At 49.2% G+C, this 26,151-nt stretch carries 29 protein-coding genes; 24 read left to right on the forward strand and 5 right to left on the reverse strand.

The window, feature by feature from the left end; genetic code table 11:
• Positions 1-3 precede the first annotated feature (3 nt).
• Genes ACOMHB_RS08540 through ACOMHB_RS08640 form a run of 21 tightly spaced genes read left to right on the forward strand, consistent with a single transcriptional unit; the run spans position 4 to position 16,179 of the window.
• The gene (locus tag ACOMHB_RS08540) at positions 4-1,218 is read left to right on the forward strand and encodes a phage portal protein (RefSeq protein ID WP_448216281.1); all 1,215 of its coding nucleotides are present in this window, start codon (positions 4-6) and stop codon (positions 1,216-1,218) included.
• Positions 1,208-1,864, forward strand: coding sequence for an HK97 family phage prohead protease (locus ACOMHB_RS08545; RefSeq protein ID WP_448216282.1), 657 nt, complete (start codon positions 1,208-1,210; stop codon positions 1,862-1,864). The genes ACOMHB_RS08540 and ACOMHB_RS08545 overlap by 11 nt, the downstream gene beginning before the upstream one ends.
• Positions 1,865-1,866: 2 nt before the next feature.
• The gene (locus tag ACOMHB_RS08550) at positions 1,867-3,081 is read left to right on the forward strand and encodes a phage major capsid protein (RefSeq protein WP_448216283.1); all 1,215 of its coding nucleotides are present in this window, start codon (positions 1,867-1,869) and stop codon (positions 3,079-3,081) included.
• A gap of 51 nt (positions 3,082-3,132) precedes the next feature.
• The gene (locus tag ACOMHB_RS08555) at positions 3,133-3,372 is read left to right on the forward strand and encodes a hypothetical protein (protein ID WP_448216284.1); all 240 of its coding nucleotides are present in this window, start codon (positions 3,133-3,135) and stop codon (positions 3,370-3,372) included.
• A complete protein-coding gene (locus tag ACOMHB_RS08560) occupies positions 3,372-3,692 on the forward strand; it encodes a head-tail connector protein (RefSeq protein WP_448216285.1) in 321 nt (106 codons plus the stop codon). Before ACOMHB_RS08555 ends, ACOMHB_RS08560 begins: the two co-directional genes overlap by 1 nt.
• Positions 3,689-4,027, forward strand: coding sequence for a phage head closure protein (locus ACOMHB_RS08565; RefSeq protein WP_448216286.1), 339 nt, complete (start codon positions 3,689-3,691; stop codon positions 4,025-4,027). The genes ACOMHB_RS08560 and ACOMHB_RS08565 overlap by 4 nt, the downstream gene beginning before the upstream one ends.
• A complete protein-coding gene (locus ACOMHB_RS08570; RefSeq protein WP_448216287.1) occupies positions 4,027-4,467 on the forward strand; it encodes an HK97-gp10 family putative phage morphogenesis protein in 441 nt (146 codons plus the stop codon). The genes ACOMHB_RS08565 and ACOMHB_RS08570 overlap by 1 nt, the downstream gene beginning before the upstream one ends.
• Positions 4,464-4,820, forward strand: a complete 357-nt coding sequence (locus ACOMHB_RS08575; RefSeq protein ID WP_448216288.1) for a hypothetical protein — start codon at positions 4,464-4,466, stop codon at positions 4,818-4,820. The genes ACOMHB_RS08570 and ACOMHB_RS08575 overlap by 4 nt, the downstream gene beginning before the upstream one ends.
• A 32-nt stretch (positions 4,821-4,852) precedes the next feature.
• A complete protein-coding gene (locus ACOMHB_RS08580; RefSeq protein WP_448216289.1) occupies positions 4,853-5,275 on the forward strand; it encodes a hypothetical protein in 423 nt (140 codons plus the stop codon).
• On the forward strand, positions 5,275-5,622 hold the full coding sequence (locus ACOMHB_RS08585; RefSeq protein WP_448216290.1) for a hypothetical protein: 348 nt from the start codon (positions 5,275-5,277) through the stop codon (positions 5,620-5,622). The genes ACOMHB_RS08580 and ACOMHB_RS08585 overlap by 1 nt, the downstream gene beginning before the upstream one ends.
• A 44-nt stretch (positions 5,623-5,666) precedes the next feature.
• Positions 5,667-5,816 (forward strand): hypothetical protein, encoded by a 150-nt coding sequence (locus ACOMHB_RS08590; RefSeq protein ID WP_448216291.1) that lies wholly within the window; start codon positions 5,667-5,669, stop codon positions 5,814-5,816.
• A 2-nt stretch (positions 5,817-5,818) separates the two neighbouring features.
• A complete protein-coding gene (locus ACOMHB_RS08595) occupies positions 5,819-7,852 on the forward strand; it encodes a hypothetical protein (protein WP_448216292.1) in 2,034 nt (677 codons plus the stop codon).
• Positions 7,849-8,214 (forward strand): hypothetical protein, encoded by a 366-nt coding sequence (locus tag ACOMHB_RS08600; protein ID WP_257282109.1) that lies wholly within the window; start codon positions 7,849-7,851, stop codon positions 8,212-8,214. The genes ACOMHB_RS08595 and ACOMHB_RS08600 overlap by 4 nt, the downstream gene beginning before the upstream one ends.
• On the forward strand, positions 8,207-8,770 hold the full coding sequence (locus tag ACOMHB_RS08605) for a hypothetical protein (protein WP_448216293.1): 564 nt from the start codon (positions 8,207-8,209) through the stop codon (positions 8,768-8,770). Before ACOMHB_RS08600 ends, ACOMHB_RS08605 begins: the two co-directional genes overlap by 8 nt.
• Complete coding sequence (locus ACOMHB_RS08610; RefSeq protein WP_448216294.1) at positions 8,767-10,317, forward strand: phage head spike fiber domain-containing protein; 1,551 nt, start codon at positions 8,767-8,769, stop codon at positions 10,315-10,317. The genes ACOMHB_RS08605 and ACOMHB_RS08610 overlap by 4 nt, the downstream gene beginning before the upstream one ends.
• Before the next feature lie 59 nt (positions 10,318-10,376).
• Entirely contained in the window at positions 10,377-10,733 is a 357-nt protein-coding gene (locus tag ACOMHB_RS08615) for a hypothetical protein (RefSeq protein WP_448216295.1), read from the forward strand.
• Between the two features lie 29 nt (positions 10,734-10,762).
• Positions 10,763-11,308 carry a DUF1833 domain-containing protein gene (locus tag ACOMHB_RS08620; RefSeq protein WP_257282105.1) on the forward strand — a complete coding sequence of 182 codons (546 nt, stop codon included), beginning with the start codon at positions 10,763-10,765 and terminating at the stop codon, positions 11,306-11,308.
• Between the two features lie 28 nt (positions 11,309-11,336).
• On the forward strand, positions 11,337-11,774 hold the full coding sequence (locus ACOMHB_RS08625) for a C40 family peptidase (RefSeq protein ID WP_448216296.1): 438 nt from the start codon (positions 11,337-11,339) through the stop codon (positions 11,772-11,774).
• Positions 11,737-15,153: a host specificity factor TipJ family phage tail protein gene (locus ACOMHB_RS08630; RefSeq protein ID WP_448216297.1), complete on the forward strand. Its 3,417-nt coding sequence runs from the start codon at positions 11,737-11,739 to the stop codon at positions 15,151-15,153. Before ACOMHB_RS08625 ends, ACOMHB_RS08630 begins: the two co-directional genes overlap by 38 nt.
• A complete protein-coding gene (locus ACOMHB_RS08635; RefSeq protein ID WP_448216298.1) occupies positions 15,150-15,452 on the forward strand; it encodes a hypothetical protein in 303 nt (100 codons plus the stop codon). Before ACOMHB_RS08630 ends, ACOMHB_RS08635 begins: the two co-directional genes overlap by 4 nt.
• On the forward strand, positions 15,442-16,179 hold the full coding sequence (locus tag ACOMHB_RS08640) for a hypothetical protein (RefSeq protein ID WP_448216299.1): 738 nt from the start codon (positions 15,442-15,444) through the stop codon (positions 16,177-16,179). Before ACOMHB_RS08635 ends, ACOMHB_RS08640 begins: the two co-directional genes overlap by 11 nt.
• Here ACOMHB_RS08640 and ACOMHB_RS08645 read toward each other — a convergent pair whose 3' ends face one another.
• Positions 16,180-16,479, reverse strand: a complete 300-nt coding sequence (locus ACOMHB_RS08645) for a hypothetical protein (RefSeq protein WP_448216300.1) — start codon at positions 16,477-16,479, stop codon at positions 16,180-16,182.
• A 184-nt stretch (positions 16,480-16,663) separates the two neighbouring features.
• Here ACOMHB_RS08645 and ACOMHB_RS08650 point away from each other — a divergent pair, with 184 nt between their 5' ends.
• Positions 16,664-16,867 (forward strand): hypothetical protein, encoded by a 204-nt coding sequence (locus ACOMHB_RS08650; RefSeq protein WP_448216301.1) that lies wholly within the window; start codon positions 16,664-16,666, stop codon positions 16,865-16,867.
• Between the two features lie 33 nt (positions 16,868-16,900).
• On the opposite strand, the gene ACOMHB_RS08655 is transcribed toward ACOMHB_RS08650, so the two are convergent.
• Positions 16,901-18,088, reverse strand: a complete 1,188-nt coding sequence (locus ACOMHB_RS08655; RefSeq protein WP_448216302.1) for a tyrosine-type recombinase/integrase — start codon at positions 18,086-18,088, stop codon at positions 16,901-16,903.
• A 209-nt stretch (positions 18,089-18,297) separates the two neighbouring features.
• Here ACOMHB_RS08655 and sbcB point away from each other — a divergent pair, with 209 nt between their 5' ends.
• Positions 18,298-19,722 carry an exodeoxyribonuclease I gene (gene sbcB / locus ACOMHB_RS08660; RefSeq protein WP_448216303.1) on the forward strand — a complete coding sequence of 475 codons (1,425 nt, stop codon included), beginning with the start codon at positions 18,298-18,300 and terminating at the stop codon, positions 19,720-19,722.
• Positions 19,723-19,728: 6 nt separating this feature from the next.
• Here the strand turns inward: sbcB and ACOMHB_RS08665 are convergent, their stop codons facing one another.
• The 3 genes from ACOMHB_RS08665 to ACOMHB_RS08675 form a co-directional block, all read right to left on the reverse strand.
• Entirely contained in the window at positions 19,729-20,235 is a 507-nt protein-coding gene (locus ACOMHB_RS08665; RefSeq protein ID WP_448216304.1) for a response regulator, read from the reverse strand.
• Positions 20,236-20,685: 450 nt separating this feature from the next.
• Positions 20,686-21,339: a response regulator transcription factor gene (locus ACOMHB_RS08670; protein ID WP_317142683.1), complete on the reverse strand. Its 654-nt coding sequence runs from the start codon at positions 21,337-21,339 to the stop codon at positions 20,686-20,688.
• Positions 21,340-21,965: 626 nt separating this feature from the next.
• Positions 21,966-23,402, reverse strand: coding sequence for an aspartate ammonia-lyase (locus tag ACOMHB_RS08675; protein WP_448216305.1), 1,437 nt, complete (start codon positions 23,400-23,402; stop codon positions 21,966-21,968).
• A gap of 393 nt (positions 23,403-23,795) precedes the next feature.
• Here ACOMHB_RS08675 and ACOMHB_RS08680 point away from each other — a divergent pair, with 393 nt between their 5' ends.
• A complete protein-coding gene (locus ACOMHB_RS08680) occupies positions 23,796-26,123 on the forward strand; it encodes an inositol phosphate phosphatase SopB (protein WP_448216306.1) in 2,328 nt (775 codons plus the stop codon).
• Positions 26,124-26,151: the final 28 nt, after the last annotated feature.

Here is a 26,151-nt window from a genome sequence, read left to right on the forward strand (position 1 = left end):
TTTATGGGCATTTTTTCAAAACTATTCAGCCGTAAAAGCGCCGAAGTAGCAGCCACGCCTGAAGAATTGGCGGCCATGCTCGGCGGCTGGTCTGTGGATAGCTACAGTGGCCGAACTATTAATCGTAGAACCGCCATGCAGCTGACAGCCGTTTTTGGTTGTATCCGGGTGTTGACCGAATCCGTTGGCATGTTGCCCTGTCATCTGTTTGAACAGAAAGGACGCATGAAAGAAAAGGCGGTTGATCATGCTGTCTATAAACTGCTGGCGGTCAAGCCTAACGACTATATGACACCTCAGGAGTTCTGGGAGTTGTTGATAGCCTGCCTCTGCCTGAAAGGAAATTTCTACGGTTACAAAAACAAGGTTTATGGCAAGGTCAGTGAAATACTCCCTCTTGATCCAGACTGCGTAGAGCCAAAACTCGACAGCAACTGGAACCCGGTTTACGAAGTCACCTTTAAAGATGGCTCCAAGGATGTTCTGACACAGGATCAAATCTGGCACGTTCGCATTTTCACCCTTGATGGGCTGACCGGATTAAGCCCGATCTCTTACGCAAGACAAGCGATCAGTCTGGGTCTGGATACTGAACAGTTTGGCAGTCAGTTATTCAAGAACGGTGCGGTCGGTTCCGGCTCTCTGGAAACCGATCAACAGTTATCTGATGACGCCTATAAACGACTGAAAGAGGATTTTCAGGAACGGCATCAGGGCATGGAAAACATGCACAAGCCGTTCATTCTTGAGATGGGCCTGAAGTGGAACCAAATCACCATGAAGGCTGAAGATACTCAATTTCTGGAAACCCGAAAATTCCAGAAGGATGAGATTTGCGCCATCTTCCGTGTTCCGCCCCACATGATTGCCAATCTGGAAAAAGCCACCTTCAGTAACATCGAACATCAGGCCCAGAGCTTTGTGAATTACAGCCTGATGCCTTATCTCACCCGCATAGAGCAGCGCATCAACATAGGTTTGCTTGATGGGCAAGATCAGGGTCGTTATTACGCCAAGTTCAACGCTGGTGCGCTTCTGCGTGGTGATATGAAAAGCCGGTTTGAAGCTTATGCCAAAGGCATTCAATGGAGCATCTACAGCCCGAACGATTGTCGGGAGCTGGAAGACCTCAACCCAAGAGAAGGCGGTGACATTTACCTGAGCCCTCTGAATATGACCACTAATCCAGACGACACGGAGAACAGCAATGCTGACTAAAAAACGGCTTGATGCCCCACTGAAAATCAAGTCGGTCAGCGAGTCCGGCGAGTTCAGCGGTTACGGTTCTGTCTTTGGTGTCAAAGACAGTTATTCCGACATTGTTTTACCGGGTGCGTTCAAAGAGTCCCTGAACCACTGGCAGGAAAAAGCCCAGCTCCCAGCCATGCTCTGGCAACACCGCATGGATGAACCCATCGGGGTTTACACCAAAATGGAAGAAGACGACGAAGGCTTATATGTCGAAGGTCGTCTGTTGATTGATGATGATTCGCTTGCCAAGCGGGCACATGCCCACATGAAAGCCGGTTCACTGTCAGGCCTGTCTATTGGTTACAGCCTGAATGATTACGAATGGGACAAAGACAAGGGTGCATGGCTGCTGAAGGATATTGACCTCTGGGAAGTTTCCCTGGTCACTTTCCCCGCTAATGATGAAGCCCGTATCTCTGATGTCAAAACTGCCCTGTCACGGGGTGAGGAAGTCTCACCCAAACAAATTGAGAGAGTCCTGCGCGACGTAGGCCTGTCAAGAACTCAGGCAAAAGCCTTTATGTCTGAGGGATATTCCGCACTGAACCAGCGAGACGCTGACGACGAGGCGGCACTGGAAGCACTCAAGTCATTTAAAACCATCTGGAGCTAATTATGGCTATCGATAAAAAGGACATTGAAAACGTCGCGACCGAACTCAAGAGTTCCTTCGACGAATTCAAAAAGAAAAACGACAAGCGACTGGAAGCGGTCGAGCAGGAAAAGAGTAAGCTGGCTGAACAGGTAGAAGATCTGAACGGCAAGCTGTCTGATCTGGACCAAATCAAGCAAGATCTGGAAGCAGAACTGAAAGAAGCCAAGCGCCCGGGCACGACCAGCAAGAATGAGCGCAAAGAGGTCAAGGAGCATAAAGAAGCCTTTGACCGTTTCATTCGCAAAGGGGATGAAGACGGGCTCAAGGATCTGGAGCAAAAAGCCCTGAATACAGGCTCCGACTCTGATGGCGGTTACGCAGTACCGGAAGAACTGGACCGTATGCTGCTGGATCTCCAGCGTGATTCAGTGGTTATGCGTCAGGAAGCTTCTGTTATTACCGTCGGCTCCAGTGATTACAAAAAGCTGGTAAACCTCCATGGTGCCGGTTCTGGCTGGGTCGATGAGAGCCAAGCACGGCCAGAAACCAACACGCCAAAGCTGGCCCAGATTTCTTCTATTAATGGAGAGCTCTACGGCAACCCACAGGCTACCCAGACCATGCTGGATGATGCCTTCTTCAATGTTGAGCAGTGGCTCACCAATGAACTGCAGATCGAGTTTGCAGAGCGGGAAGAAGCCGCCTTCACCTCTGGTGATGGTACCAAGAAACCCAAAGGTTTCCTGGCTTATGACATGACCGAAGAAGTGGACAGTGATCGTGATTTCGGCAAGCTTCAGTACATCCGTTCTGGCGGTGCAGCAAATATCACGGCGGATTCTCTGCTCAAGCTGGTATACAGCCTGCGCAAGGTCCACCGCATGGGAGCCAAGTTCATGATGAACAACAGCTCATTGTTTGAAGTGCGTATTCTGAAGGATTCCGAGGGTAACTACCTCTGGCGCCCGGGTCTGGATGCTGGTCAGCCTTCAACGCTGTTGGGTTACGCTATTGCTGAAAACGAAATGATGCCAGACGTTGCCGCCGATGCGCTGCCTATCGCCTTCGGTAACTTTATGCGTGGTTACACCATTGTTGACCGCATGGGTACCCGTGTCCTGCGTGATCCTTACACCAACAAGCCGTTTGTTGGTTTCTACACCACCAAACGCACTGGTGGCATGTTGACCGATTCAGAAGCGATCAAGCTGATGAGGGTTCAGGCCAACGCCTGATGAGTCGCAGGGGTTCGCCCCTGCTCCCATTCAACCGGACAGGTACGCAGGATGATTACCATAACCAAATCATTTAAGTGGTCACCCAATGGCTATGATGTTGAAACTGTAGCAGCGGGTGAGCATGAAGAACTGCCCGAAAGGGCTCAGTTAATTGCCAAAGAGTTGGGTGTACTTGGGGATTCTGAAGCAGATTCCAAAGCCAAGGCAGAACAGAAAGCAAAAAAAGAAGCTGAAAAGAAAGATCAGCAGAACAATCGTGAGTCAGCCAGCCAAAATACCAGTCAATAATGAACTACCTCACCCTCGAAGAAATCAAAGCCCAGTGCGTCATCGATCAGGATGAAACAGAAGACGAAGAGTACCTTCAAATGCTGGCATCAGCAGCAGAGGATCAGGTTCAGTCCGACCTGAATCGCAATCTCTACGCTGATTTTGTCCCTGATGAAGATAGCAGCGGTTTGGTTGTGGGGGCGAGGATCAAAATGGCTATGCTGCTTCTGGTTGCTCACTGGTATAGAAATCGGGAAGCGACCAGTGAATTGACTATTAAAGAAGTGCCCCTGGCTTATGACGCCATTATCCGTCCACATCGGTTGATTCCTCTATGAGAGCCGGAGTACTTAGCCACAGCGTCCGCTTTCAAAAGCCGGTAGATACTTCCGATGGTTACACTGATAACGCCTCTACCAGTTGGGAAAACGCCACTAAAAGCCCAACCCGCGCAGAAATCAAACCAGTATCAGCCAAAGAGATCGAGGCCGCTGCAGGCAAAATCGTCAGCACTGATCTGACCGTTAACATCCGTTTCAACAAAACCCTTGCCCAGATGGACAACCAGTGGCGTATGGTTCACCGGGACATCACCTATGAAGTGCTGGCTGCTTATGATCCGGATATGCGTCGGCGGCAGCTGAAAGTCCATTGTCGCCGACTGGTGATTTAATGACCGACAAAATAAAAGTCACTGGACTGAAAGAGCTGGAAGCTCAGCTTCGCAAATTGGAAACCGAAGTGGGGGCAAAAGCGGTTCGTGGTGCGTTAATGACCGCCAGTAAACCCATGGCTGACCAGATGAAGGCCGATGTTCCGGTTGATAAAGGCAATCTGAAGAAGACTATTGGCCGACGTTCTGGGTTTTACAAGGGCGATAAAACCACCCGCAAGTTTCAGGAAACCTTTGCAGGTAATAATGCCATAGCGGCTGTGCAGGTGGGCGCCATTAAAAAAGGCGCGTGGAAGGCCCATTTTGTCGAATTTGGGACCGAGAAAAGCGCAGCCCAGCCGTTTATCAGACCTGCCGCTTACGCACTCTGGCAACAGACCGTGAGCCGCTTTAAGGACAGTCTGGCCCGCAGAATCAAGAGACTCCAAAAGAAAGCATGATTGAAAAGGCACTCTACAGGGCATTGAAAAAGCTTGATGTTGGCGGGGTATTTGCCAGTGTGCGGGGTGATGATCTGCCCGCTGTTGTCTATGCCCTGGTGTCATCGCCTCGTACAGTCACCATCACACGGCAACCCCAGATAACGGAATCCCGTTTTCAGGTGGACTGCTACGGCCAAAGCTATTCATCGGTAAAGGCGATGGCTGCAGACATTATCTCAGCCTTGCATAACCAGATAATGCTGGACAATGTGCCTGTTCAGCTTGTGCTGCTGGAAGACCAGCGTGACCAATACGAGCAATCGGCGGAAATACACCGCCAGTTGCTGCAGTTTGTTGTCTATCACCACTAACCCATCACACACTACTAACCAAGGAGAAATCAATGGCTGGCTCAACTGTAGCAGTTATTGGCGCTGGTACCACACTGGCGTATGAAAGCGCACCCAGCACCTTTACCGATCTGGTCAATGCCGTATCGGTGGGCTCTACGGGTGAAAAGGGCGAGTTTGTAGAAACAACCCCCATCAATGCAACCACCCAGACCTTTGTCTCCGGTATGCTGACACCCCCCGATAAAGAAATCACTCTGAACGATGTGCCTGGTGATGCTGATCAGGAAGATTTTCTCACTAAAGCCAAAAATCGTGAAACGGTGAAGATGAAAGTCACTTTCACCAATGGCCGAAGTGGAGAATTTGATCTGGTTCTGGCGGGTTATGTCGTTAATGAACCCGAAAACGGATCGACGGTTACCGTTACTGTCACTGGCAAACAGTCTGGCGAAACCACATGGAGTGTCGTCTGATGGCTGCGCTCACCTTTGACGAGTTGTTAAACAAACCGCCTGAGCTGAAAAAGCATATCCGACAGCTGCCGGATGGTCGTGATTATCAACTGCATCAGCTACCACTGGGCGCACTGGATAAAATCGGCAAAATCAGTCGTATTGCTGAAGACAGCAATCGTGATCTGGAATGGTCAGAGTTTGGTGATATTGCAGCTCAGGCAATGCTAGGGCGCAAACCAGAGCCTGAAGAAGTAGCCGCATTGATTGAAAAGCTGGGTTTCGATGTGGTCTTGCATATTTATAAGGATGCGATTGCCTGCAGCCAGTTGGGTTCGGAGGCCATCGACGAGGCAAAAAAAGACTAAAGGCCAACCCGTACCGTCGGCATTTGTTTGCCCTGGCCTCCCATTTGGGCAAAACCGTTTATGAGCTCTCTTTCACCCTGAGTATTGAAGAACTCACAGAATGGCTGGCTTACTTTGAGCTGCAACAAAACCCCGAACCTCCTGAAATCACTTCTGAGCAGCAGTACGCTCAATTTCGCAATGTTTTGGATTAACCATGACAACACTGGCAACACTGACTGTTGATCTGCTGGCAGAGTCGGCACAGTTCCGTTCTGAGCTGAAAAAAGCCAACAAATCAGCTGAAGATTGGTCAAAAAAAGTGAGAGCCTCTGCAGCAACTGCGGCAAAATCCATGGTTGCTGTGGGTGCTGCTGCGGCTACTGGTCTGGCTGTCATGTATAAAAACACGGCAGAAAGCATCGATCAGCAAGCCAAGTTTGCAGACAAGATCGGCATCAGTACGGAAGCTCTGGCGGGTTTGCAGTATGCGGGTGAGTTGACAGGTGTCAGCACTGAAAAGCTGAACATGGGTTTACAGCGGATGACCCGGCGTGTTGCTGAAGCAGCACAGGGTACCGGTGAGGCCGTCGGGGCTCTCGATGAACTGGGGCTGTCTGCCGAGGCTATGGCAGAGATGTCACCTGATCAGCAGTTTCAGGCTATCGCTGCGGCCATGGGAGAAGTGGAAAGTCAGTCTGATAAGGTGCGGTTGGCCTTCAAGCTTTTTGACTCAGAGGGTGTTGGTCTTTTAAACACTCTTGATGCCGGTGTAGATGGTCTGCAGGCCATGCAGGATGAGGCAGAAAACTTCGGTATTGCTCTGTCCAGAGTGGATGCGGCAAAAATAGAACAGGCGAACGACGCCTTCTATAAAACCTCACTGACAACCAAAGGGTTTACCCAGGCGCTCACTGCTGAACTGGCCCCCATTATTCAGGGGATTTCTGAAGAGTTGGTTAATGCCAGTAATGCAGCGGGTGGGTTTGGTGAAGTTGCCACCGAAGTTGTTAACAGCCTGATGAAAGGCTTTGGTTTAGTGGGTGATGTGATTCGTGGTTGGGAATTTATCTTTGAAGGACTGGCGCTAACATGGAAAGAAGCGGTCTACGCCCTTGTTTATGATGTCACGTACCTGGACAAGGCCGTTACCGATCTGATCAACAAGCTGCCTGGTGTCAATGCTGAGTATAACCAGACTCTCCAGACTATGACTCAGGAGCTGGGCGTCGAAATTAATAAAGCCCGGAACGATTATATTGATCTTGTCAGTAAACCACTGCCTAGTGATCAGCTCGAAGTCTATGTTCACAAATGGCGAGAACTGGCACAGGTCCAAGCAGAAGCCAAAGCCGCAGCAGTTGCGCCTGCTCTACCACCTGCCGATATCGTCGCAGCCACTTCAGCCAGCAATGCCCCGGCATTTTCCGACAAAGAAATACAAGGTATGGAGGCGGAACTTCAGCGGCTGCAAGAATCACTGATGACTGAAGCCGAACTGATTGATCTCCATGAGCAACAGAAGCTGGAAAAACTTCAGCAATGGCGTGACGCCGATGTCGTCAACCTTCAGAACTATCAAAACCTGAAAACCTCCATTGTCGGTAAGGCAGAAGAAGATCGTCAGCTATTGCTGGCTCAGAGTCTCAGTGTTCAGCTTCAGAACAGCGGCAAGCTGTTTGGTGAGCTGGCGGATCTGAGTAAAACCTTTGCGGGTGAGCAATCCGGCATTTATCAGGCCATGTTTGCTGTATCCAAAGCCTTTGCTATTGCAGACTCCATCGTGAAAATTCAAACCGGTATCGCTAACGCTGCCGCTCTGCCATTTCCTGCCAATATTCCTGCAATGGCGACGGTAGCTGCTCAAACCGCCAGCATTGTCACCACCATCAGCGGCACTGAGATGCAGGGTATGGCGCACGATGGCATTGACTACATCCCGAAAGAAGGTACCTGGTTGCTGGATAAAGGTGAGCGGGTGGTTGATTCGAGGACCAATGCGGACCTGAAGGCTTATCTTGATCAGAATAATAAGTCGGGTATGGCTTCCGGAAGTTCTGATGTGAATTGGAGCATTCAAATTAATGAAGCGCCACAGGGAACTACCGCAACGGTTGACCCTGTAGCACAAGTCGTCAGTATTGCCGTTGGCCAGTCTCGACAGGCATTGCTTACCGACCTTAAGAATGGCGGTGAAGTCAGAAGAACGTTGGAAGGCATTTATCCACTCAACCCGGGCAGCAGGCTATGACCGAAGCAGTGATTGTCTGGCCCGATGTTCTCCCTGTGTGGAAGATGCAAGGTTATAGCCACAATCCAAACCTTCAGCGGGTAACAGTCGATGAAAAGCTGGGCTTTTCTCCTGGTGCTCGTATTCGTCAAAAGGTGCCTGTTCAGATTATCAAGGCCAGTCTGGAGCTGGACGACCTGCAAAAATCACTCTTTGACTGGTGGTGGCTAAGAAAGGTGTATAAGGGCGCGGTCTGGTTTCGTGCTCCGGTGAGTGTATCCGGAACCATGGCAGTGAAACGCATGAGAATTATTGATCTGAATACAGGCTCTTACACGAACAACAGCTGGCCCATCAGTTTGCAGGCAGAGGTTTATGACTGATCTGCGCTGGCCAGACTCCTTAGGGCAACCCAAAAAAAACGGATACAGCTACACTCTGCCCATGGCTCGAAACGTTAGCAAAATCAACGGACCTTCGGGCGGTATCAATCCCCAGCATCAAACCATTGAAACCTTTACCGTCGAATACCTGTGGAATGACGACCAGCTTATCAGGTTCCAGCAGTTTCGTGAGCAAGAGTCAGGCTATGGCGAAAGCTGGTTTAATCAGACGCTCAAGATCGGTTTTGATTTTTCTGACCATCAGGTTCGCCTGCTCTCTGTTGAGGAGTATCAGACAGATAGCGTCTACTGGAGAGTAAAAGTCGAGCTGGAATGCTTTCGTCTAAACATCATCGACGACGCAACCGCAGAATTCCTTCTGCAATACGGTTCACAGGAAACGCTGGCGATTCTGGCAGCGGCTGACCGTTACCATGAAACCATTAACTGGCTGGTACCTTTCGGTGCCACTGAGCTTGAGCGTATTTTGAGCCAGAGTCACGAATATTATCAGACCATTAATTACACCCTCCCCGAACAGTGGAGCAAGCAATGAGCACAACGATCAGCGACCGTCTGGAAGCCGCCACCCAAAAAGCTGAATCAGCATCGGATACACTCCAACAGGTGACTGAGGGTGATGATCAAGCCTGGATTCCAACGGAAAGTGGCAATCCCATTCCCAGCATCAGGAACGTGCAGCGTCAGTGGAATGATCAGGTGGAGGGTGATCTGACTCTTTCCAAGCAGTATCGTGATGAATCCGGGTCCAATGCCGTTCGTGCTGAAGCGGCGGCTGATCGGGCGGATCAGATTGCGGATTTGGAGACGGTGCGTGATGCGTTGAGATTGGCGGCGGTGCCTGCTCCTGATTTTCATTTGCCGTTGATTTCGGATTTGCGGATTGAGGAAGGGTTTGGGCCAGCGGATCAGGTTGATGTTTCGGCGGCTCAGGATGGGTCTGTGATGGTGGATTTGCCGAGTCGGTCGGCCAGTTTCTCACGCTCCAGTAATGCTACCGGTACCAACAAATCCGGTGTAGTGACAGCAGCTGGAATTAATGTGCCCAGGTTTGAAGCAGAAGGGCTTCGGCATGAGGAAGATCAAACTAATCTAATGATTCTTTCAAACTCGGTTGATCTTTGGGGTGAAGTCAATGGCAACACTATTACCGACTTTATTGACGGTGGCTTTAATGCCAGGAGGTTTGAGTTTGAAGGGGTTATGGGGGACGAGAGTGCTTATGGTCTGGTTCCTGTAACCGCATTACAGGCTACCAATAATGGCGACAAGTTTACCTACAGTGTACTGGTTCGGCATTTGTCTGGGAAACACAGGATTAGGATTCGTTTTTCTAACCCAGAGTTTCTGGGGGATGCTAGTTTGTACGTCGATACCAAGGAAGTTTCTGTTTTTGGTTCAGTTGTTGCGGAAGTAAAGGAAGAAGGTGATGGCTGGTATCTGTTTTCAGCAACCATATTGATCGGGGCGGATACCACAGAAATAAGGGCTTCAGTTACTCAATTGTCCAGCGGAACAGAAAATGGATCGAAAATTGAGCTAAAGCTTCCACAATTCGAAAAAAGCGCCCATGCAAGTTCCAGAATTCCGACAACAGGGGCAGCTGCTACCCGAGCCGGTGATCTGATCCTGGTCGATGGGGCCGAAAATTTCAGTCAAAAAGGAATGACAGTGTTTCTTTCTTGTCGATCCGATGATGTTGAGAATGGTGGGATAAGGCTTTTTGAGTTTTATGACGGTGGTATAAGGACCTTGTTTGCAGACTGGAGAAGCGATAAGGCTATTAACTTTGGGATAACTGGTGTCGCTAGTAAGATAGCGCGTACCAAAGTTGAGGATATTGGCTCAAGAAAAGACCGTGTGAATGTCTGTCTTCAATTCTTACCTGATCAGATCAAGGGTTTTATCAACGGTGAGGAGTCGGTGATGCTTAATGATGCAACGCCTTTGCCCAGCAGTACAAGTATGTGCATTGGTTCTACAAAAAATGGATCCTACTCAATAAACGGGCATATTCAAGATTTTAGAATATGGCATAAAGCTCTGACTTTAGAGCAGATAGCTGCTCTGGGCAGTGCCTAATATTGTCTTGTAGTGTTGTTTGTCATTAACCAAGGAAGTTCTGCATGAATCTAAGATTTATGGACCTATTAACATACACATCAAACTTGCCTGCACTCAAGCAGGAACTGATTGATAAAGGCCATAGCGACGAAGACGGTAATCCGGTTCTGAATATCTGTATGACGCTCGTTCAGCACGGCGGTGAATTGCACAGCGTTACGTTATGCAGAACCAGCACCAACGAAGAAAGAGAAATGCTGAACAGCTTCACCCATCTTGAAGTACTGGGCACCAAAGAAGAAGTGGATGCAGACCCTGCAAAGACAGCCAAGTATGAAAAAGCCTACAGCCGAGCATCGGTAACCATGACCGATCCGGACACACAGGAGCAAGTGACCTACACTCCACCCCACTGGCACGGCGAATTCGCCTGACCCTCAACCCATAAGGACAACCCCATCCCATGAGCGAGGCACTAAAAACAGCCTACGCTTCCGCACCGGTCAATAAAATCGTACTCGATACTTTCGAATTCCATCACCAAGGCTTTACTGACGATCAAGGCATTGTCAGACCATGGCGTTTTGTATCGACACTGACCAGTACAGAAGCGATAGAAGCGACACTGGAAGCCACGGCGCCGGTTGATGCGGGTAAGGTGGTGCGTTTTGAACCGGCTCCAATTTCGGCCAAACATCCGGAACGGAACGATCAGGGCTATACCGATTTCCCGATCAGCCTGGGCGATGTCACCATGGCTCTGGAAGAAGAGCTGGACAAGGCGCTGTTGCACCCGGGTGAGCTGAAAGTATACCGACGACTCTACCTGCAGAATCTTGATACTGGTGAAATTACCGGTCCCGAAAATGTGCCTTTCGAATGGACTCTGGAAGGCATCAGTAATAAAGACGGCCAAATGAATGCAACGGCCACTCTGGTCGATGTCGTTAACCGACCGTTCCCTTATCTCCTGTATACGCCCGACTTTGCGCCGGGTCTGGTCCGCTGATTCCAGCCATCTAACAGAGTCTTATTTTATGCATTGGGTTCATGACTATCTGGGTAAGCCTTGGGTGGCCTATGCCCGGGGTCCAGACACCTACGATTGTTGGGGGCTGGTAATGGCGGTGCTGTCACAGCAGTTCCGTTGTGAAGACTTGCCCGGATTAAATGACGTTACCACAGACAACACCCAAGAAATTCACCAGGCGTTTTCTGATCAGATCCGTTCGGGTGACTGGCAGCATTCACCGGTGCCGGTTCATGGTTCAGTAGCGGTGTGTTTTATCCGTGGCCAGTCGGCAAAGCTGGTGGTTCGTCATCTCGGCATCTATCTCGACATTGATGGCGGCGGGGTGCTCCATTGCCATGAAGGCGCTCTTTCGAAGTTTGAGCCGGTAACCCGTATTAAACGACTCTTTCCAAAAGTAGAATTCTATGTCCGCACGCATTCACGTTTCCCCGAACATTCTTAACCTTCGCCACAACGAAGAAGTGATTGAAGCGGCTACAGGTCAGACCCTTCATGAATGGATGCTGGCCAATGTGCCGGGATATTCTCAGGATCGTGAGACCCAGCCGGTTGAGTGTCTGGTAAATGGTCAGAGGGTGGCGCCGGAAGACTGGCCTTGTCTGATACTTGCTCAGGGTCAGAATTATGATCTGGCGGTCAGGCCCTTCGGCTTTGATCCCTTTACTATTGTCCTGGCGGTTTCTCTGGCAGTCAGCGCAGTGGCTCTGGCTTCTATCGAACCACCACCCACACAGCAGGCATTGCCAGACGCCAGCCCCACGTATGACGCTACCGCTCAGGGCAACAATGCCCGTTTAATGGAGCCTGTCCCTTTTGCCTGTGGGCGTAACCGCCATAATATGGATTGGCTGTCGGAGCCCTGGCGGGAGAATACCGGCAATACTCAAAACCTCTATCAGCTGTTTTGTGTCGGGTATGGTGAGTTCGATCTTGAAACCCTGATGATCGGCGATACCCCGGCTGATGAGTTCCCCGGTGTTCAGGTAGAGGTCTGTGGTCCCGATGATCCGGTCACGCTCTTTCCTGATAATGTGGATACCAGTGATGAGGTGGCTGGTATTGAATTGTTCGGTCCCAATGAAGACGAATACACGGGCCCGACCGGATATATTGTGCTGGTCACCGAAGGTCAGAAGGCCAACTTTATCGGTCTGGACTTTGCCTGCCGTGCAGGGCTTTATGGTCTGGATGATGATGGTGATATGTACAGCCGTTCTGTCACTCTGGATGTTATGTATCAGCAGATTGATGATGAAGGTAATGCCATCGGGACAGCCCAGACTAAAACCTATTCATATACCGCTTCAACCAATACTCCACAGCGCTGGAGTGAGCGCATTGAACTGACGACAACAGGCCGTTATCAGGTGGCGCTGGTTCGGACTAACAGCGCCGGTACGGATAGCAGGGTGGTCGACAGTATTCACTGGGAAGGGGCTCGGGCTTACTATCCCAGTGTTGAGAGTTACCCGGGCGTGACCAAGATTGCGGTGATTGCTCAAGGTAGCAACAGTCTGTCTGCCGTGTCAGAGCGTAAATTTAATCTTTTTGCTACTGCGAAAATGCCGGTATGGCAGGGTGACAGCTGGAGCGATATAAGACCGTCCCGGGAAATCGCCTGGAACTTCTGCAACGCCATTCGCAGTGATCACGGTGGCAGGCTGGATGAATCCCTGATCGATCTGGATAACATTCTGGGTAATCATCAGATCTGGGCCAGTCGTGAAGAAACGACAAACCGTGTCTTTGATACCCGTGGTACCTTGCTGTCGGCCCTTCAGGAAATAGCGGCTTGTGGTCGTGGCAACGTGCTGACCCACAACGGCAAATTCTATGTTGTGATAGACATGCAGCGGATGATCCGCAACAGCATGTACACGCCCTTTGATATGCTTAGCGCACCGACGGTAGAGCGAAGCTTTCCGAAGTCGGGCGACAATGACAGTATTATTGTCGAATTCTGGAATGCGTCGCTGTCGGCCATGGACGAAGTGCTGTGTCAGCTGCCTAACCACACCGCTAACAACCCCAAACGCATCAAACTGCCAGCGGTGGATAATCTGGAGCAGGCTTTCAATATTGGCATCTATGAAGCGGCCAAGATGGTTTATCGACGGATGCAGCTCAAGTTCTCCGTCAGCAACAAAGGTCTGAACAGTATCTGGGGTGACCGGGCAGGCATCAGCTATTGGCTGAAAGGGTGGGGCAGTAGCGGTGAAGTGATCAGCCATGAAGGCGCCCGGGTGCGCTTGACCGATCCGGTCATTTTGCACGACACCAAACAGAATTATATTGCCCTGTGCCGACCGGACGGCAGCTTTGCCGGACCTTACCCGGTTGAAGCAGGTGCCAATGCTCAGGAATTGATATTGCAGGAGCAGCCGGACTTTCAGCTTTATACCGGAGATCGTCAGCAACGCACTCAGTACCAAGTTGGTGTTGATGGCGCCTTCTGCCGTGACTTCATTATTACCAAGGTGTCACCCGCCGGTGATGATCAGGTAGATATTACTGCGCTTTGGGATAATCCCGTGGTGTATACCTTCGACGATGTGCCGGTACCCGAAAAAGATGGTGGCGGCAGTACCCTGCCGAACCCATCACTGCCTTCTATTACCAGCTTCCTGATTGTTCAATCGGTAGAAGATCCTCAAACAGCGATCCTCAGCTGGCAATCGTCCGGTGTGGCTCAGCTGTATTTGATAGATCACAGTCTTGACGGTGGCAACTGGGCCAGAGTTCAGGAACAACAACACAACACATGGGAAACCCGTCTCTACAACGGTATCAATTACTTCAGAGTGGCGGCTGTGGGGGACGGTCAAGGAGAGTGGGCCTATGAAACCATTGAGTTAAAAGGTCCGGATTTTGATATACCGCCCTCCACTACGGTTGCTTTACGTGAGCCCTTCACGGGTCCGGTGTTGAAAGTAAAGTGGGATGAGGTGCTCAGTGCGGTGCATTACCAGGTGGAAGTGGTTAAAGACGAGGTGGTTCTTCATACCGAGAAAAACATTCCCGTGATCGAGTGGGACTACTCAGCAGAGCAGGCCCGCAATCACGGAGCCGGTCGTGAATTTGCGGTCAGGGTGACACCTTTCAATGCCAAGGGGCGCCCCGGTGAACCGGCTTCACTGGACGTTCGCAACGAACCGCCAGCAGCACCCAATAACATTATCGTTTCCGGACTGATTGACGGTATCACCATTAGCTGTGATCCCAACACCGCTGAGGACATTCGTTCGCTGAGAGTCTGGGGGGCGCAGAGCTCGGACTTTACCCCGTCGCCTGATAACCTGCTTGCTGATTCGACAACCAGCTTTATTAACCTGACTCTCTCCGGGCAATGGTATTTCCGGCTTGGCTGGGTTGACCAATGGGGTGATGACAGCGTGTTGTCGTCCGTTCACCAGGCCAGTACTTTGCAAGTCGACGAGACGGTGATAGGCGACGATTCCATTTCAACACCCAAGCTGAAAGCCAACGCGGTTACTGCGGATAAATGTTCTATCCAGAGTCTTTCTGCTGTGTCTGCGTATATGGGTACGGTGACTGGTGGAACCTTTAAGACCGATGCAGCGGCAGGTGTGCGGGTGGAGATCTCCAGCGCAGGCAATTACCCGTTCTGGATCGGGACTGGTGATAAGACGTACAACAATGCACAGCTGGTGTATGACAAGACTCAGAACAAGTTGACGTTTAAGGGACAGCTCTCAATCAAGTCTGCAGAGACTGGCGGCCGTCTTGAAATCAATAACAATATTATCAAGGTGTTTGATGCCAGTAATGTTCTGCGGGTTGAGATAGGTCAGTTGTTATGAGTGCTGGTATACGGGTTTATTCGGCAGATGGAACGCTGTCGATGGATACTTCAAGGCGCAATGCCAAGCCGATTTATGAGGCTCAGGCGGTCATTGGTTCGAATGATTTTTCTATCTCCCTGCCGTTTCCTGTGTCTCCAAATATGTACGTTACATCTCTGGTCGTTAACTCAACCACTGCTACGCAGGCGATTGTCTGGCTTGAGTCAGGCGTCGTTCGTGTTAAATGCCGGAGTATGACTGATTTCGAGGGCGATAAGCCGAATGGGTATTTGAGGTTTATTGTTTATGACTACTGACTATGGTTTCAGGGTTAAAAATGATCATGGCAGCTATGTTGTTGACGGTGTTCACTTTAACTCGCATCTTGTAAAAGAAGTCTGGCTTGGAAAGGGGTTTCATACTGTCTCAGTAGGTAGAAAGAATATGCCGACTGTCGCGGTAAGAGATGGATGTGCCAGGATTACCAGCGCACAATTCAGTGGTGATGTTTGTGTCAGTGTTACATTGTACGTGATTCCTAATGGCGGCTCGGCTCGCATCAGAGTATTCAGTGTTCCGTTGACCAAAGATCAATTCGGCATGGCTGTTTATAATGCTCAGGGGCAGATGGTTTACAGCAGTGCTGAAAAGATTTTAAGCATTCATTCTGTTGTTTTTGAGCAGTCTATGGCTGGGGTTATAGGACAATCTGAAAACCCACCGCATTACACCAGTCACTGGGCCGCCGACACTCCAAAGGGTAATAAGCTTTATCGCTATGTCAGGAATCAGTCTGTTTTAGGAGACTGGTTAGTTTTAAACTCTATGACTGCGCTGGGTGGCACAAGAACTGAAATAGGTGATTACCAGCAAGCGTGGTCGAGTTGTTACGGCCTTTGTGCTGGTCTTGTTAATGGTTACGTCAATCTAAAAGCTGATAATGATCTATTGGCATATGATGAAACCTACAGCCCGGGGCACCTCTTCAGGATTTTTGATAAGCTCCTGGCTGTGGGAAGCTACATCATCACCTTATACGATTGATCAGGATGTTTTGGGTTTGAACAGCCTGCAGCTAATGTCGTATACGTGCCAGTACCTTCCCTTGAAATGCAGCGGCATGCGATCCTGAATGAAACGGGTTTTTACCGTATCTATCTCATTTTTCTGGTTGTCGAACAGAGTGCATTCAGCACTCACATCGCCGTACTTGGCACGCTCCTCAGAGACGAATATCTCTATCATTTGAGTGCTGGAGCTGATGACCTTTCCTTTCCCAATTTCTAATGCCTGAACAGTATGAAGGGGTAGGGACAGAACAAGAAGGGTGAGTAATTTTTTCACTTCGTTTCCTTGTGTTGTTGTTCTCCTGCTGATCAGGTTATCAGATTTTCTGCTTTGCGCAAAAAAGCTCCCAGCCCAAAAATGACGGTTCTGGGGTCTTTGTCTGCAATGAAACTATTTGGATAACCTAATAAAATACTGTATATATGAACAGTGTATTTTAGGCGATACAGGAGTAGACGGGATGGAGGAACATGATCTATACAGCGGAGATCCAGCAACAACGGTAAACAGGGTTCTAAAGGTACTATCTGAACTGGCCTCCAAAGATGAAAAAATTGTGCAGTGCATCAGGGCCTTATCGCAGTCAGAAGTGGATCTGGAAGAGAAGGAAGAGCTGCGAAGAGAGCTTTTAGAGAAGTTGCTGGCATTGGATGAAGCTGAATGATGCTTGGGTTGGTGCTCCCAGAGCACCGAAAGCTTAGCCGATTGCGGCCAGGATTTTACTGTTCCAAAGCTCGTAGGCATTGCGTTGATCCTCAAGCCAGTCATGTTTGTTATAAACCGCCATTACTCCAGTAAGCACATGGCCAAGCATTTTTTCTGTGACATGTGGCATGATTCCTTCTTCAGAAAGTCTGGTTGATATCGTTCTCCTGAAATCGTGACAACGCCATGACTCAATGACCTTTTTGTCATTTCTCAGACGCTGGCGAATGGCTCTTACCGTCTTATTGATGACACTGTAATGACAGGGCCTGTCTTGCTTTTGCTCTGCCGGCAGAAGGTAACCTGCTTCACCATAGAATGACCATGCCATCCTGATCAATTTCTCAGTTTCACTGGTTATGGGGCGTCTAATCGGTTTATTGGTTTTGCTCAGCTCTTTGGGCACTGTCCAAACCATCTCTTGCATGTCGAAATGATCCCTATGGGACTCTCTAATCTCGCTTTGACGACATCCGTATAGCATGCAGAGCTTAATGCAGATCTGTGTTGATGCTGCGGCTCGTGATCTGTCGAGAGCTTTCCAGATTTCGCCACATTCGTTCAGTGTCAGAACTCGCTCTCCCGTGTCTGACGGAAGACCGACATCACCAGGCTTCAGAATCATCATTGCTGGTGGATTGATCATCCGTCGACGACTGCACCAGTTGAAAAGCGTTTTGGCAGATTTCAGCAGGCTTGATGCGATCTTTGGATTATCTTCAGCCATCTCATCGAACCAGTCCAACCATTCATCGAGCGGGACAGAATCAATAGCACGACCGGGGAATAGTGTTTTGAAGTGACGGTTGAATACGCTCTTGTAGAGCACTTGAGACTTTTCTTTTAATTTGGGTACTCTAATTTTTAAGAACTTTTTGACGCAATCCTCAGCAGTGATCACATCAGAGGTAGACTGCTTCCATGCTTTTCTTGGATCGATATTATTTGCTAAAAGGTTCCTGATGTCAGGCAGGGTCTCTCTGGCTTCTTTGAGTGATAGGTCAGGATATCTGCCAACTGTTAGGCGGGCGGCCTTTCCCTGAAACCTAAAACGGTATTGCCAGCTAATAGTTCCGGATCCGGAAATCCGAACACTCAGACCGTCACGGTCAGCCAACTCAGGCTTGCCGCTGTAAGGCTTACCGGCAATGTTTCGAAGCTTTGTATCGGATAGAGGCATATTATAGGTGTGTACATATTTGAAACCGAGTGTGTATATTGGTGGAAAATTCAGGTGCTGGCAAATCTGTACACAGATATGTACACACTATGTCATGATGCAAGCTAAAATAAGACGAAAGTACTTGATTAAAAATGAATGATTTTGTCTTTTAAGTTTTTGTTTTTAATGGATTTTTTGTAATTATATTTATTTGGGTGAATTTGGTTATGTTATCTAGTTTCTACTGGCACGATTACGAAACCTTTGGCACCGATCCCGCGACGGATTGGCCTTGCCAGTTCGCGGGTATCAGAACTGATGCCGAGTTGAATGAAATCGGGGAGCCTCTCAATATCTTCTGCAAGCTACCCCCAGATCATCTGGCTCATCCCATGGCCTGTCTGGTCACCGGTTTGACACCTCAGGTTGTCAACGAAAGAGGGGTGGCTGAGCCGGAGTTTATTCGTCGGATTCATGCCGAGCTGGTGGAGCCCGGAACCTGTGCCGCAGGTTACAACTCGATTCGCTTTGATGATGAAGTGACTCGTAACAGCCTTTATCGAAACTTTTATGATCCCTATGCCAGGGAGTGGCAGAACGGAAACAGTCGCTGGGATCTCATTGATCTGGTGAGGCTGACCGCTGCTCTGAGGCCCGAAGGTATTGCCTGGCCCAAAAGAGAAGATGGTTTTAACAGTTACAGGCTGGAAGAACTGACCCAGGCAAACGGGATTGATCATGGCGATGCTCATGATGCTTTGTCTGATGTGAGAGCCACCATAGCGATGGCACGTCTGATACGTGACCGACAACCCCGAGTCTTCAACTTTATCTTGAACCTTCGCAATAAGAGAGACGTTTCCCGGCAGTTGAATCTGATGAAAAAAGAGGCTGTTGTCCATGTCTCCGGTATGTTTGGTGCCCAGAGGCATTGTCTTGCCATCGTGATGCCTGTTGCCATGCATCCAGTTAATCGCAATGGGGTGGTGGTTTACGACTTGTCTGTTGACCCTGAAGTTCTGATGGACCTGTCGGTGGAAGAGTTACAGGCGCGATTATTCTCACCTGCCAGAGAAGGGCAGGAAAGGATTGCTCTGAAAGTGGTGCATATCAATAAATGCCCGGTGGTAGCTCCCCTGAAGGTACTGAGGTCAGAGGACCAGCAGCGACTGGGGATAGATCTGAATGCGTGCTCAAGGAACAGGGAATGGCTGCTGCAACATCCACAAGTGATGCAGAAGGTTCAGCAGGTATTTGACTCTGCGCCAGAAAACACTTCCAGCGATCCGGATCAGATGATCTATACCGGTGGTTTTTTCTCTGATGAAGATAAAGAGCGAATGCAGGTGATCAGATCTTCGGAGCCTTCCTGTCTGGCCAGACTGGGCTTTTCTTTCGATGATGCGCGATTGGATGACATGTTATTTCGTTACCGGGCACGACATTACCCGGAGACACTGGATGTCGAAGAGTTGGAAGCCTGGGAATCTTATCGAAAGCTGAGAATGTCTGACGGTGACGACCGGATTCTCGGCTTTGGCTCATTCTGGCAGGCTATGGATGAAGCACAGGGGATGGCTTCCGTTGCACAGCAGGCTCTGCTTGATGAGCTGGCTGGTTACGTCAGGGGGCTGGAATCATCTGTGAGTTGAAATGAATCAAACCGCAGCAGCACCCCCTCCGCCGATCACCTGGTTAAAGTGTTCAGCCAGTCGGCCATAAATAACGGGCTTTTCGATGTAGTCGACTGCGCCTGCCTTAATGGCCGCGACGGCAGTGTGGACATCGTTATGGTGTCCAAGAACGATCACAGGAATATCATATTCAGCTTCGTTCAGGGTCTCTAACAGCTGTATAGCTTCTTTACTTTCTTTTTCATTCTCAGCAATGATGCAGTCAGGCTTTATGGCCTGCATCGCCATCAACAGTTCACTGCTGTTGCTGAAACATTCGAGTAGCATAGACTTCTCATCACACAGGCTGCGGATGGTGTCGGTAACATTTGTATCCTGTTCCAGAAGATACACAGTAGCTTTTGTTGCCAAGCTCATAGGGGCAGCCTTGATGGTCAATTCAATAACAATACTTGTGTCTTTTGCCGAGCCGCCAGCTTCTGCAGGGTAACCGGGTATCCTGCCAGAAAATGGAAACTCTGTTGTACTCATGCTCTGAAAGAATGACCTGCTCTCTTAACACAGGGCATCTACATCCAGCAGAGCGTTATCTGCAATGAAAGAAAAACTTTAGTTGCAATAAAGTAGATGATTTTTCTGAAATGATCGATTTTTTTATTAATAAAGTATTCAGTTACCGCTAGGTAGCCAAAAATAGTCCCAAAAATAGTCTCGTTCATTTAAGAAAAATCGACTTCTGCCCTCAGCTCTCTCATAGCGTATTAGGAGTTTAGGATTAGTCTCAGAATTGCTGAATGGAGGGATGTACTAGACGTTGTACGGGGACTACTTAAAAGGTGGCGCAAGGCTTCGCAGGGAATCCAGAGATAATTGTGAGGAGCAGGGCTGGCGTGTTATGGACTGACAAGACTGTGTGCTGACCACTACCAGGGAGAGATTAATGAACCGGGGCGTCATTCATAAAGGCGCCCCGGATAGAGATCAGACCTTGAAGTAAAATTCACCTTCCAGGTGCTCTTTAACCTGCATAACCTGGCGAACCAGATGGGCCAGGGATTTGGTGCCCATTTTTTCCATCACACGAGAGCGATGGATTTCTACCGTTCTCTGGCTCAGATTGATGTCAGCAGCGATCACCTTGTTCGCCTTACCTTCAACGACATGGTGTAGAACTTCACGCTCACGGTCAGTCAGCGTAGAAAGACGACGAAGGATTTCTTTGTGCTCGAGCAGCTCACGACGTTGTTGCGCATCAAGTTTCAAGGCGTCATTAATCAGATCCAGAAGCTCCTGATCGCGGAACGGTTTCTGGATAAAGTTCATTGCACCATCCTTGATAGCCTGAACGGCCATAGGTACATCGCCGTGTCCGGTAATAAAAATGATAGGCAGAATGCAGTGCATTTCGTTGAGTTTGCTCTGTAGCTCAAGCCCACTCATTCCCGGCATACGAATGTCCAGTACGATACATCCCGGACGGTTTTCATCGTAGACTTCCAGAAATTCGGCTGGGGAAAAGAAAGCTTCTACTGTCTGTCCAACAGATTTCATCAGCATTTTCAGCGAATCACGAACAGCCTCGTCATCGTCGATGATGAAAACGGTGGGCTCCTGCTTCATATCCTGTTGCTGCATAACGACTCCACTGTAACTGTATAAAAGTTGCCGTAGACGGATTTAATAATCAAACGCCGTCAGGCCGGAGAAAATTTGCGAAGGTAGAACCACGTCATTCATTTTTTTACATGCTTAACGGCTGTGGAATTCGATCTCAGTGTAGCAGAGGTTTGTAACAATGCACTGAAGTAACAACACCTCGAAGTAGCTATGCTCCGCGCAGGCTGTTTCTTGTAACGCCTGTTGTCTCTTTTACAACTTACACTGAGTGGGCTGTTCTGCCTGGATTTTGCTGGACAGCTTTTTGCAAACTACAACCCAGTATACTGAGCTTGGTTATTCGATGTCCGATATTTCCAAGTCGTAATTACGTTTGAATGGTCCAGATAATTTCGCTTTCTACTGGTCGCCTAACGGAATGCGCAATGTTAATGAAAAAATTATACATTCCAAGTGGTATAACTACTGTAAATGTTTATTAAATGTGGGTAAGTAAGCAGAAGGGCAGGTTTTGGGCGGTAAAATCCTTGTTGGTCTTGATTTTTCAACGGATTCCGGGGACAAAGGGCTGATAAAGGAACCGCACCTGCAATAGCGCGGTTCTTCATACACCGGATGTCACTATATACGACTGATTTTAACGATCAGTGTACCTTATTGCTCAGGTCCAGTGGCGCGATCATGTTTTCTGGCTTGAGGATTTCCGCCAGTTGCTCGTCTGTCAGCAAGCCTTCTTCCTTAACCAGATCTACTACACGACGACCGGTCTTCAAGGCAGTTTTGGCAATGCGGCTGGAATTTTCGTAACCCAGGTATGGGTTCAGAGCGGTTACCAGGCCAACAGAGTTGTAGACATAATCCGTACAGACGTCCCTGTTAGCCGTAATGCCTTTAACGCAGCGATCAGACAGCATGAACATACCGTTGGTGAGCTGCTGGATGGATTCCAGAATCTTGTAAACCAGTACCGGCTCAGCGTAGTTAAGCTGCAGCTGGGCTGCTTCTGAAGCCATGGTAACGACCAGATCGTTTCCGATAACGTGGAAAGCGATCTGGCTCATGGCCTCAGGAATAACCGGGTTAACTTTGCCCGGCATGATGGAGGAACCTGGCTGCATTTCAGGCAGGTTGATGTCATTAAAGCCACACAGGGGACCAGAGGAGAGCAGACGCAGATCATTACTCATCTTGGACAGTTTGACGGCCATACGCTTCAGGGCGCTGGAGAAGATGACAAAAGCGCCCATGTCCGAGGTGGCTTCTACCAGATCACTGGCCAGGATCATATTCTGGCCGGAAATTTCAGACAGGTATCTAACCGCCAGAGGGGCGTAACGGCTGTCTGCAGTGATACCCGTTCCGATGGCAGTACCACCCAGATTGATTTCACACAGCAGTTTGGCCATATCCTTGATACGGTCGATGTCTTCACCAATGGTGGTTGAGAAAGCACGGAATTCCTGACCGAGAGTCATAGGAACAGCATCCTGCAGCTGGGTACGGCCCATTTTCAGAACGTCTTTGAACTCTTCTGCTTTAACATCACAGGCATTCTTCAGGCTCATGGCAGCTACAACCAGTTCGTCGTGCTTCAACACCATGGACAGACGCATAGCCGTTGGATAAACGTCATTGGTAGACTGTGCCATGTTAACGTGTGTGTTTGGGTGCAGGTGCTCATATTGACCACGACGGTAACCCATCAGCTCCAGTGCGCGGTTGGCAATCACTTCGTTGGCATTCATATTGGTGGAGGTTCCGGCCCCGCCCTGAATCATGTCAACGGTGAACTGGTCATGCAGCTTACCGGCAATAATTTCATCACAGGCATCTGCAATGGCATCGGCCTTGGCTGCATCCAGCATTCCCAGATCACGGTTAGCCAGTGCACAGGATTTCTTAACCATGGCCAAGGCTATCGGAATGTTTGAGAAGTGGTTCAGAGTGACACCGGAAATGTTGAAGTTTTCCATGGCTCGCTGAGTCTGGATGCCATAGTAAACGTCCCGGGGTACAGGGGCTTCACCCAGCAGATCATGTTCGATTCGGTATTCGTTCAGATCAGTATTATCCAGTGCCATTGATGTATCACCATTAATAAGGAATATCGGCAACAAGAGATGGAGAGTCTGGTTAACTGCCACCTCAAAATATCGGAGCTAGTCTGTTCCTGCTTAGAGCTTCCGGCAATATGAAATTCTACCTATCAAACTATTACAATTGTCATCATTCAGGGTGTTAATAGCTACCGATGACAAGTCACAGGCTCTGCCTTTGGCTATTCTTCTAATAGGATGTCAAAGGCTTATTGCTAATGCTACTAAATCATATTCCAGGTCTGTTCTTTAATCCCAGACATGAGTGGACACAGATTTGCTCCCGGTATGATCAGACAACCCCTGTGGCGGTGCCCAGTGATTTACTGATTCTTTCTGCACTGCCCGGAATTTATCCCTGACTGAGGAATCATAGCTATGGATGGCAGCAAACTTCCATCGGGCATCCAGCCAGCATCGGTTAACCCTCAAGCGGCAACTCCGGATATCGGGGAAACGCAGGAGGCGAGGCACAGCAGCCGCCAGAACAGGTTCATCAAAGCCATTAAAAATGTTCTCAAAAAGTTGCCGGGACGAGGTAACCCGGCACCTCGCAATATCCCTATAGAGCAGAGACAAATTACTGCATTCAGTCAGCCTGTGCCGAAGATAATGTCTGACAATATTCGATCTCAGGTTCAGGCAAACAGTATTTTCGGAGAGGTTGGGGATGTCTTTGCCAAGGTAAAAATGGGGGAGGGTGACAGTCCTGAAGTTCAGAGGGCTTATCGGCAGGCCAGAAATCAATTCGAAAGTGCAGCTATTTCCGTAGCCAAGGATGTTCTCATTGAAGCCCGGCTTCAGTCTGATGGTGGCGAGCTTATTCTGGCAATGAAAGAGTTCATTGAGCAGCATGAGCAAAAGATTCATCAGAACTATGAACCCGTGACAGAAAAGATGGTGGAAGATCTGCGCAAGCTTCCAGGTATGCTCCTCAATGAATTATCTCTGAGGAATGTAGACAGGGAGGTTGCCAGAGAAGTGTTAGAGGTGCATCTGAATGAAAGCAGGGAGTCCCAGACCGTCTCAGATCACAACCAGATACCTCTATCAGATGCTGAAGTGGTCGTTCCCGGAAGTACTCACGATCACAAAGAGTTGTTCAAGTTACAGAAGCTGCAGTTTGATTCAGCCAGAGAAGTTCTGAAGAATGAATCACATTCGGCTCAGAGAGAGGGACGTACAGAGGATGTTGAACGTCTGACCAAGCTCGATCGTCAGCTATTGAATGAGTTGAGAAGACTCCAGCAAACCGTTCAGCTTAAGGGCGATGAACCTGTCAACAGGGAAGAGATGCGCAAGGCCAAAGTGTACTATCCGAAAATTCTGCAGGACGCCCTGGTTTCGGCTGGCGTCGATAAGCAAACCGTGGCCAGAGATTTCGAAGAGGCTTTTATCGATCAGTTAAATTTTCGTCCCTGGAAAACGATAGAAAAATCTTTTTCTCAGGCTGGAGTTGAGTTTGCTTCCAGACAGCAACCTGCGGCTGAAATCAAGGTGCCAGAGTCCTTAAGGGGAGAGGTTTCCCGTCTGTATGAAACTGACTATGCAGGGTATGGAGTCAGCGGTATCGATTCGACCAACACGTATCATGCTACTAACCTGAGTCGCAGTGATTTTTCTATTAACAACAGTAATGTCTACACAGGCATAAGACATGGCATTGCCGATCCTTATGGTGTTGACTGGGATCCCGATCTAAAGGCTGAAGGTGGAAAAGTCAAGGCCAGAGAAATCTTACTTTCGGCTCTGGCAACCCGGCCTGATATTTTTGAGCAAGCACTGATAGCGTCACAGGGAGGGCCAGTCCCAACACTTGCTATGACATCCACCTCCATGGTCACGACAGGCCTGGGTTCCGGAAAAGAGAGAAAAATGCAGAAAGCTCAGAATGAAGCTTTCAAATACTTTACTGACCCTGCTAAACAGCCTGTCACGATGGAACTTCCGGGATCTGATGGACAGACCCGGACAATCAAACTTAATTTCAAACAGGCACGCTTTAATATTCCTGTGAACTGGGGTGGGGTTGGAAGCGCCTCTCTGGTAACAGGTGGAAGATCTTTCCAGAAAAAAATGAACGATCCGGCTATGGAAATGCTGGTAGGAAAGCCGGGCAAGGACGGCATCCCGGGCGGTATGGCGGGTGAATTTCTCAGCGGTACCTCAAAGAAAGGTGAGGAAATCAGGGCGCAGATCAGGGACGCCGAAGAAGCCGGCAACGGGGAAAAAGTTTCTGAATTGAATGCCCAGCTGGACCAGTTAACCAGGGATGATCGAACAGTAAAGGACCTTACCACTCAGATTAAAGCAATCTATAAAAAAGGCAGCCATTATCACCATCATCATGATGCCTATAAGCTGGCTACCAGAGTGGCCCTATTGACTCATATGGTAGGTGCTGTGCCATTATCCAATTGCAAAAGCGGCAAAGACAGAGCCGGAATGCTGGATGCCGAAATCAAGTTTCTGGCGGCCAGGATCAACCCGGAAACCGGAGAGGTACCCGAACCGGGACCTATTGTGGATCCTGCTGACAGAGCCTTGTTCCAGAAGATTCTTCAGGAAAGCGGTAATCTGGAAGTCCAGGAGCAGAACGTCGGTGTTCGCGGTTATAAAACAGAATGGGTCGATTCGATCAACGAGAGAGTGGGTGATCCTGCCATTCGCGAAGAAATCAGAGGGCTTTCCAAATCAGTGGATTAGTGGGGAATTTTGTCGCCATAGCACAGTC

The sequence above is a fragment of the Endozoicomonas sp. 2B-B genome (assembly GCF_053470045.1).

Coding starts and splice junctions, on each gene's coding strand:
- ACOMHB_RS08675 (WP_448216305.1), bottom strand. CDS start 23,402: ATGGCACTGGATAATACTGATCTGAACGAATACCGAATCGAACATGAT.
- ACOMHB_RS08555 (WP_448216284.1), top strand. CDS start 3,133: ATGATTACCATAACCAAATCATTTAAGTGGTCACCCAATGGCTATGAT.
- ACOMHB_RS08560 (WP_448216285.1), top strand. CDS start 3,372: ATGAACTACCTCACCCTCGAAGAAATCAAAGCCCAGTGCGTCATCGAT.
- ACOMHB_RS08680 (WP_448216306.1), top strand. CDS start 23,796: ATGGATGGCAGCAAACTTCCATCGGGCATCCAGCCAGCATCGGTTAAC.
- ACOMHB_RS08650 (WP_448216301.1), top strand. CDS start 16,664: ATGGAGGAACATGATCTATACAGCGGAGATCCAGCAACAACGGTAAAC.
- ACOMHB_RS08610 (WP_448216294.1), top strand. CDS start 8,767: ATGAGCACAACGATCAGCGACCGTCTGGAAGCCGCCACCCAAAAAGCT.
- ACOMHB_RS08575 (WP_448216288.1), top strand. CDS start 4,464: ATGATTGAAAAGGCACTCTACAGGGCATTGAAAAAGCTTGATGTTGGC.
- ACOMHB_RS08655 (WP_448216302.1), bottom strand. CDS start 18,088: ATGCCTCTATCCGATACAAAGCTTCGAAACATTGCCGGTAAGCCTTAC.
- ACOMHB_RS08665 (WP_448216304.1), bottom strand. CDS start 20,235: ATGAGTACAACAGAGTTTCCATTTTCTGGCAGGATACCCGGTTACCCT.
- ACOMHB_RS08605 (WP_448216293.1), top strand. CDS start 8,207: ATGACTGATCTGCGCTGGCCAGACTCCTTAGGGCAACCCAAAAAAAAC.
- ACOMHB_RS08620 (WP_257282105.1), top strand. CDS start 10,763: ATGAGCGAGGCACTAAAAACAGCCTACGCTTCCGCACCGGTCAATAAA.
- ACOMHB_RS08585 (WP_448216290.1), top strand. CDS start 5,275: ATGGCTGCGCTCACCTTTGACGAGTTGTTAAACAAACCGCCTGAGCTG.
- ACOMHB_RS08570 (WP_448216287.1), top strand. CDS start 4,027: ATGACCGACAAAATAAAAGTCACTGGACTGAAAGAGCTGGAAGCTCAG.
- ACOMHB_RS08635 (WP_448216298.1), top strand. CDS start 15,150: ATGAGTGCTGGTATACGGGTTTATTCGGCAGATGGAACGCTGTCGATG.
- ACOMHB_RS08595 (WP_448216292.1), top strand. CDS start 5,819: ATGACAACACTGGCAACACTGACTGTTGATCTGCTGGCAGAGTCGGCA.
- ACOMHB_RS08550 (WP_448216283.1), top strand. CDS start 1,867: ATGGCTATCGATAAAAAGGACATTGAAAACGTCGCGACCGAACTCAAG.
- ACOMHB_RS08625 (WP_448216296.1), top strand. CDS start 11,337: ATGCATTGGGTTCATGACTATCTGGGTAAGCCTTGGGTGGCCTATGCC.
- ACOMHB_RS08630 (WP_448216297.1), top strand. CDS start 11,737: ATGTCCGCACGCATTCACGTTTCCCCGAACATTCTTAACCTTCGCCAC.
- ACOMHB_RS08545 (WP_448216282.1), top strand. CDS start 1,208: ATGCTGACTAAAAAACGGCTTGATGCCCCACTGAAAATCAAGTCGGTC.
- ACOMHB_RS08580 (WP_448216289.1), top strand. CDS start 4,853: ATGGCTGGCTCAACTGTAGCAGTTATTGGCGCTGGTACCACACTGGCG.
- ACOMHB_RS08600 (WP_257282109.1), top strand. CDS start 7,849: ATGACCGAAGCAGTGATTGTCTGGCCCGATGTTCTCCCTGTGTGGAAG.
- ACOMHB_RS08670 (WP_317142683.1), bottom strand. CDS start 21,339: ATGCAGCAACAGGATATGAAGCAGGAGCCCACCGTTTTCATCATCGAC.
- ACOMHB_RS08565 (WP_448216286.1), top strand. CDS start 3,689: ATGAGAGCCGGAGTACTTAGCCACAGCGTCCGCTTTCAAAAGCCGGTA.
- sbcB (WP_448216303.1), top strand. CDS start 18,298: ATGTTATCTAGTTTCTACTGGCACGATTACGAAACCTTTGGCACCGAT.
- ACOMHB_RS08615 (WP_448216295.1), top strand. CDS start 10,377: ATGGACCTATTAACATACACATCAAACTTGCCTGCACTCAAGCAGGAA.
- ACOMHB_RS08640 (WP_448216299.1), top strand. CDS start 15,442: ATGACTACTGACTATGGTTTCAGGGTTAAAAATGATCATGGCAGCTAT.
- ACOMHB_RS08540 (WP_448216281.1), top strand. CDS start 4: ATGGGCATTTTTTCAAAACTATTCAGCCGTAAAAGCGCCGAAGTAGCA.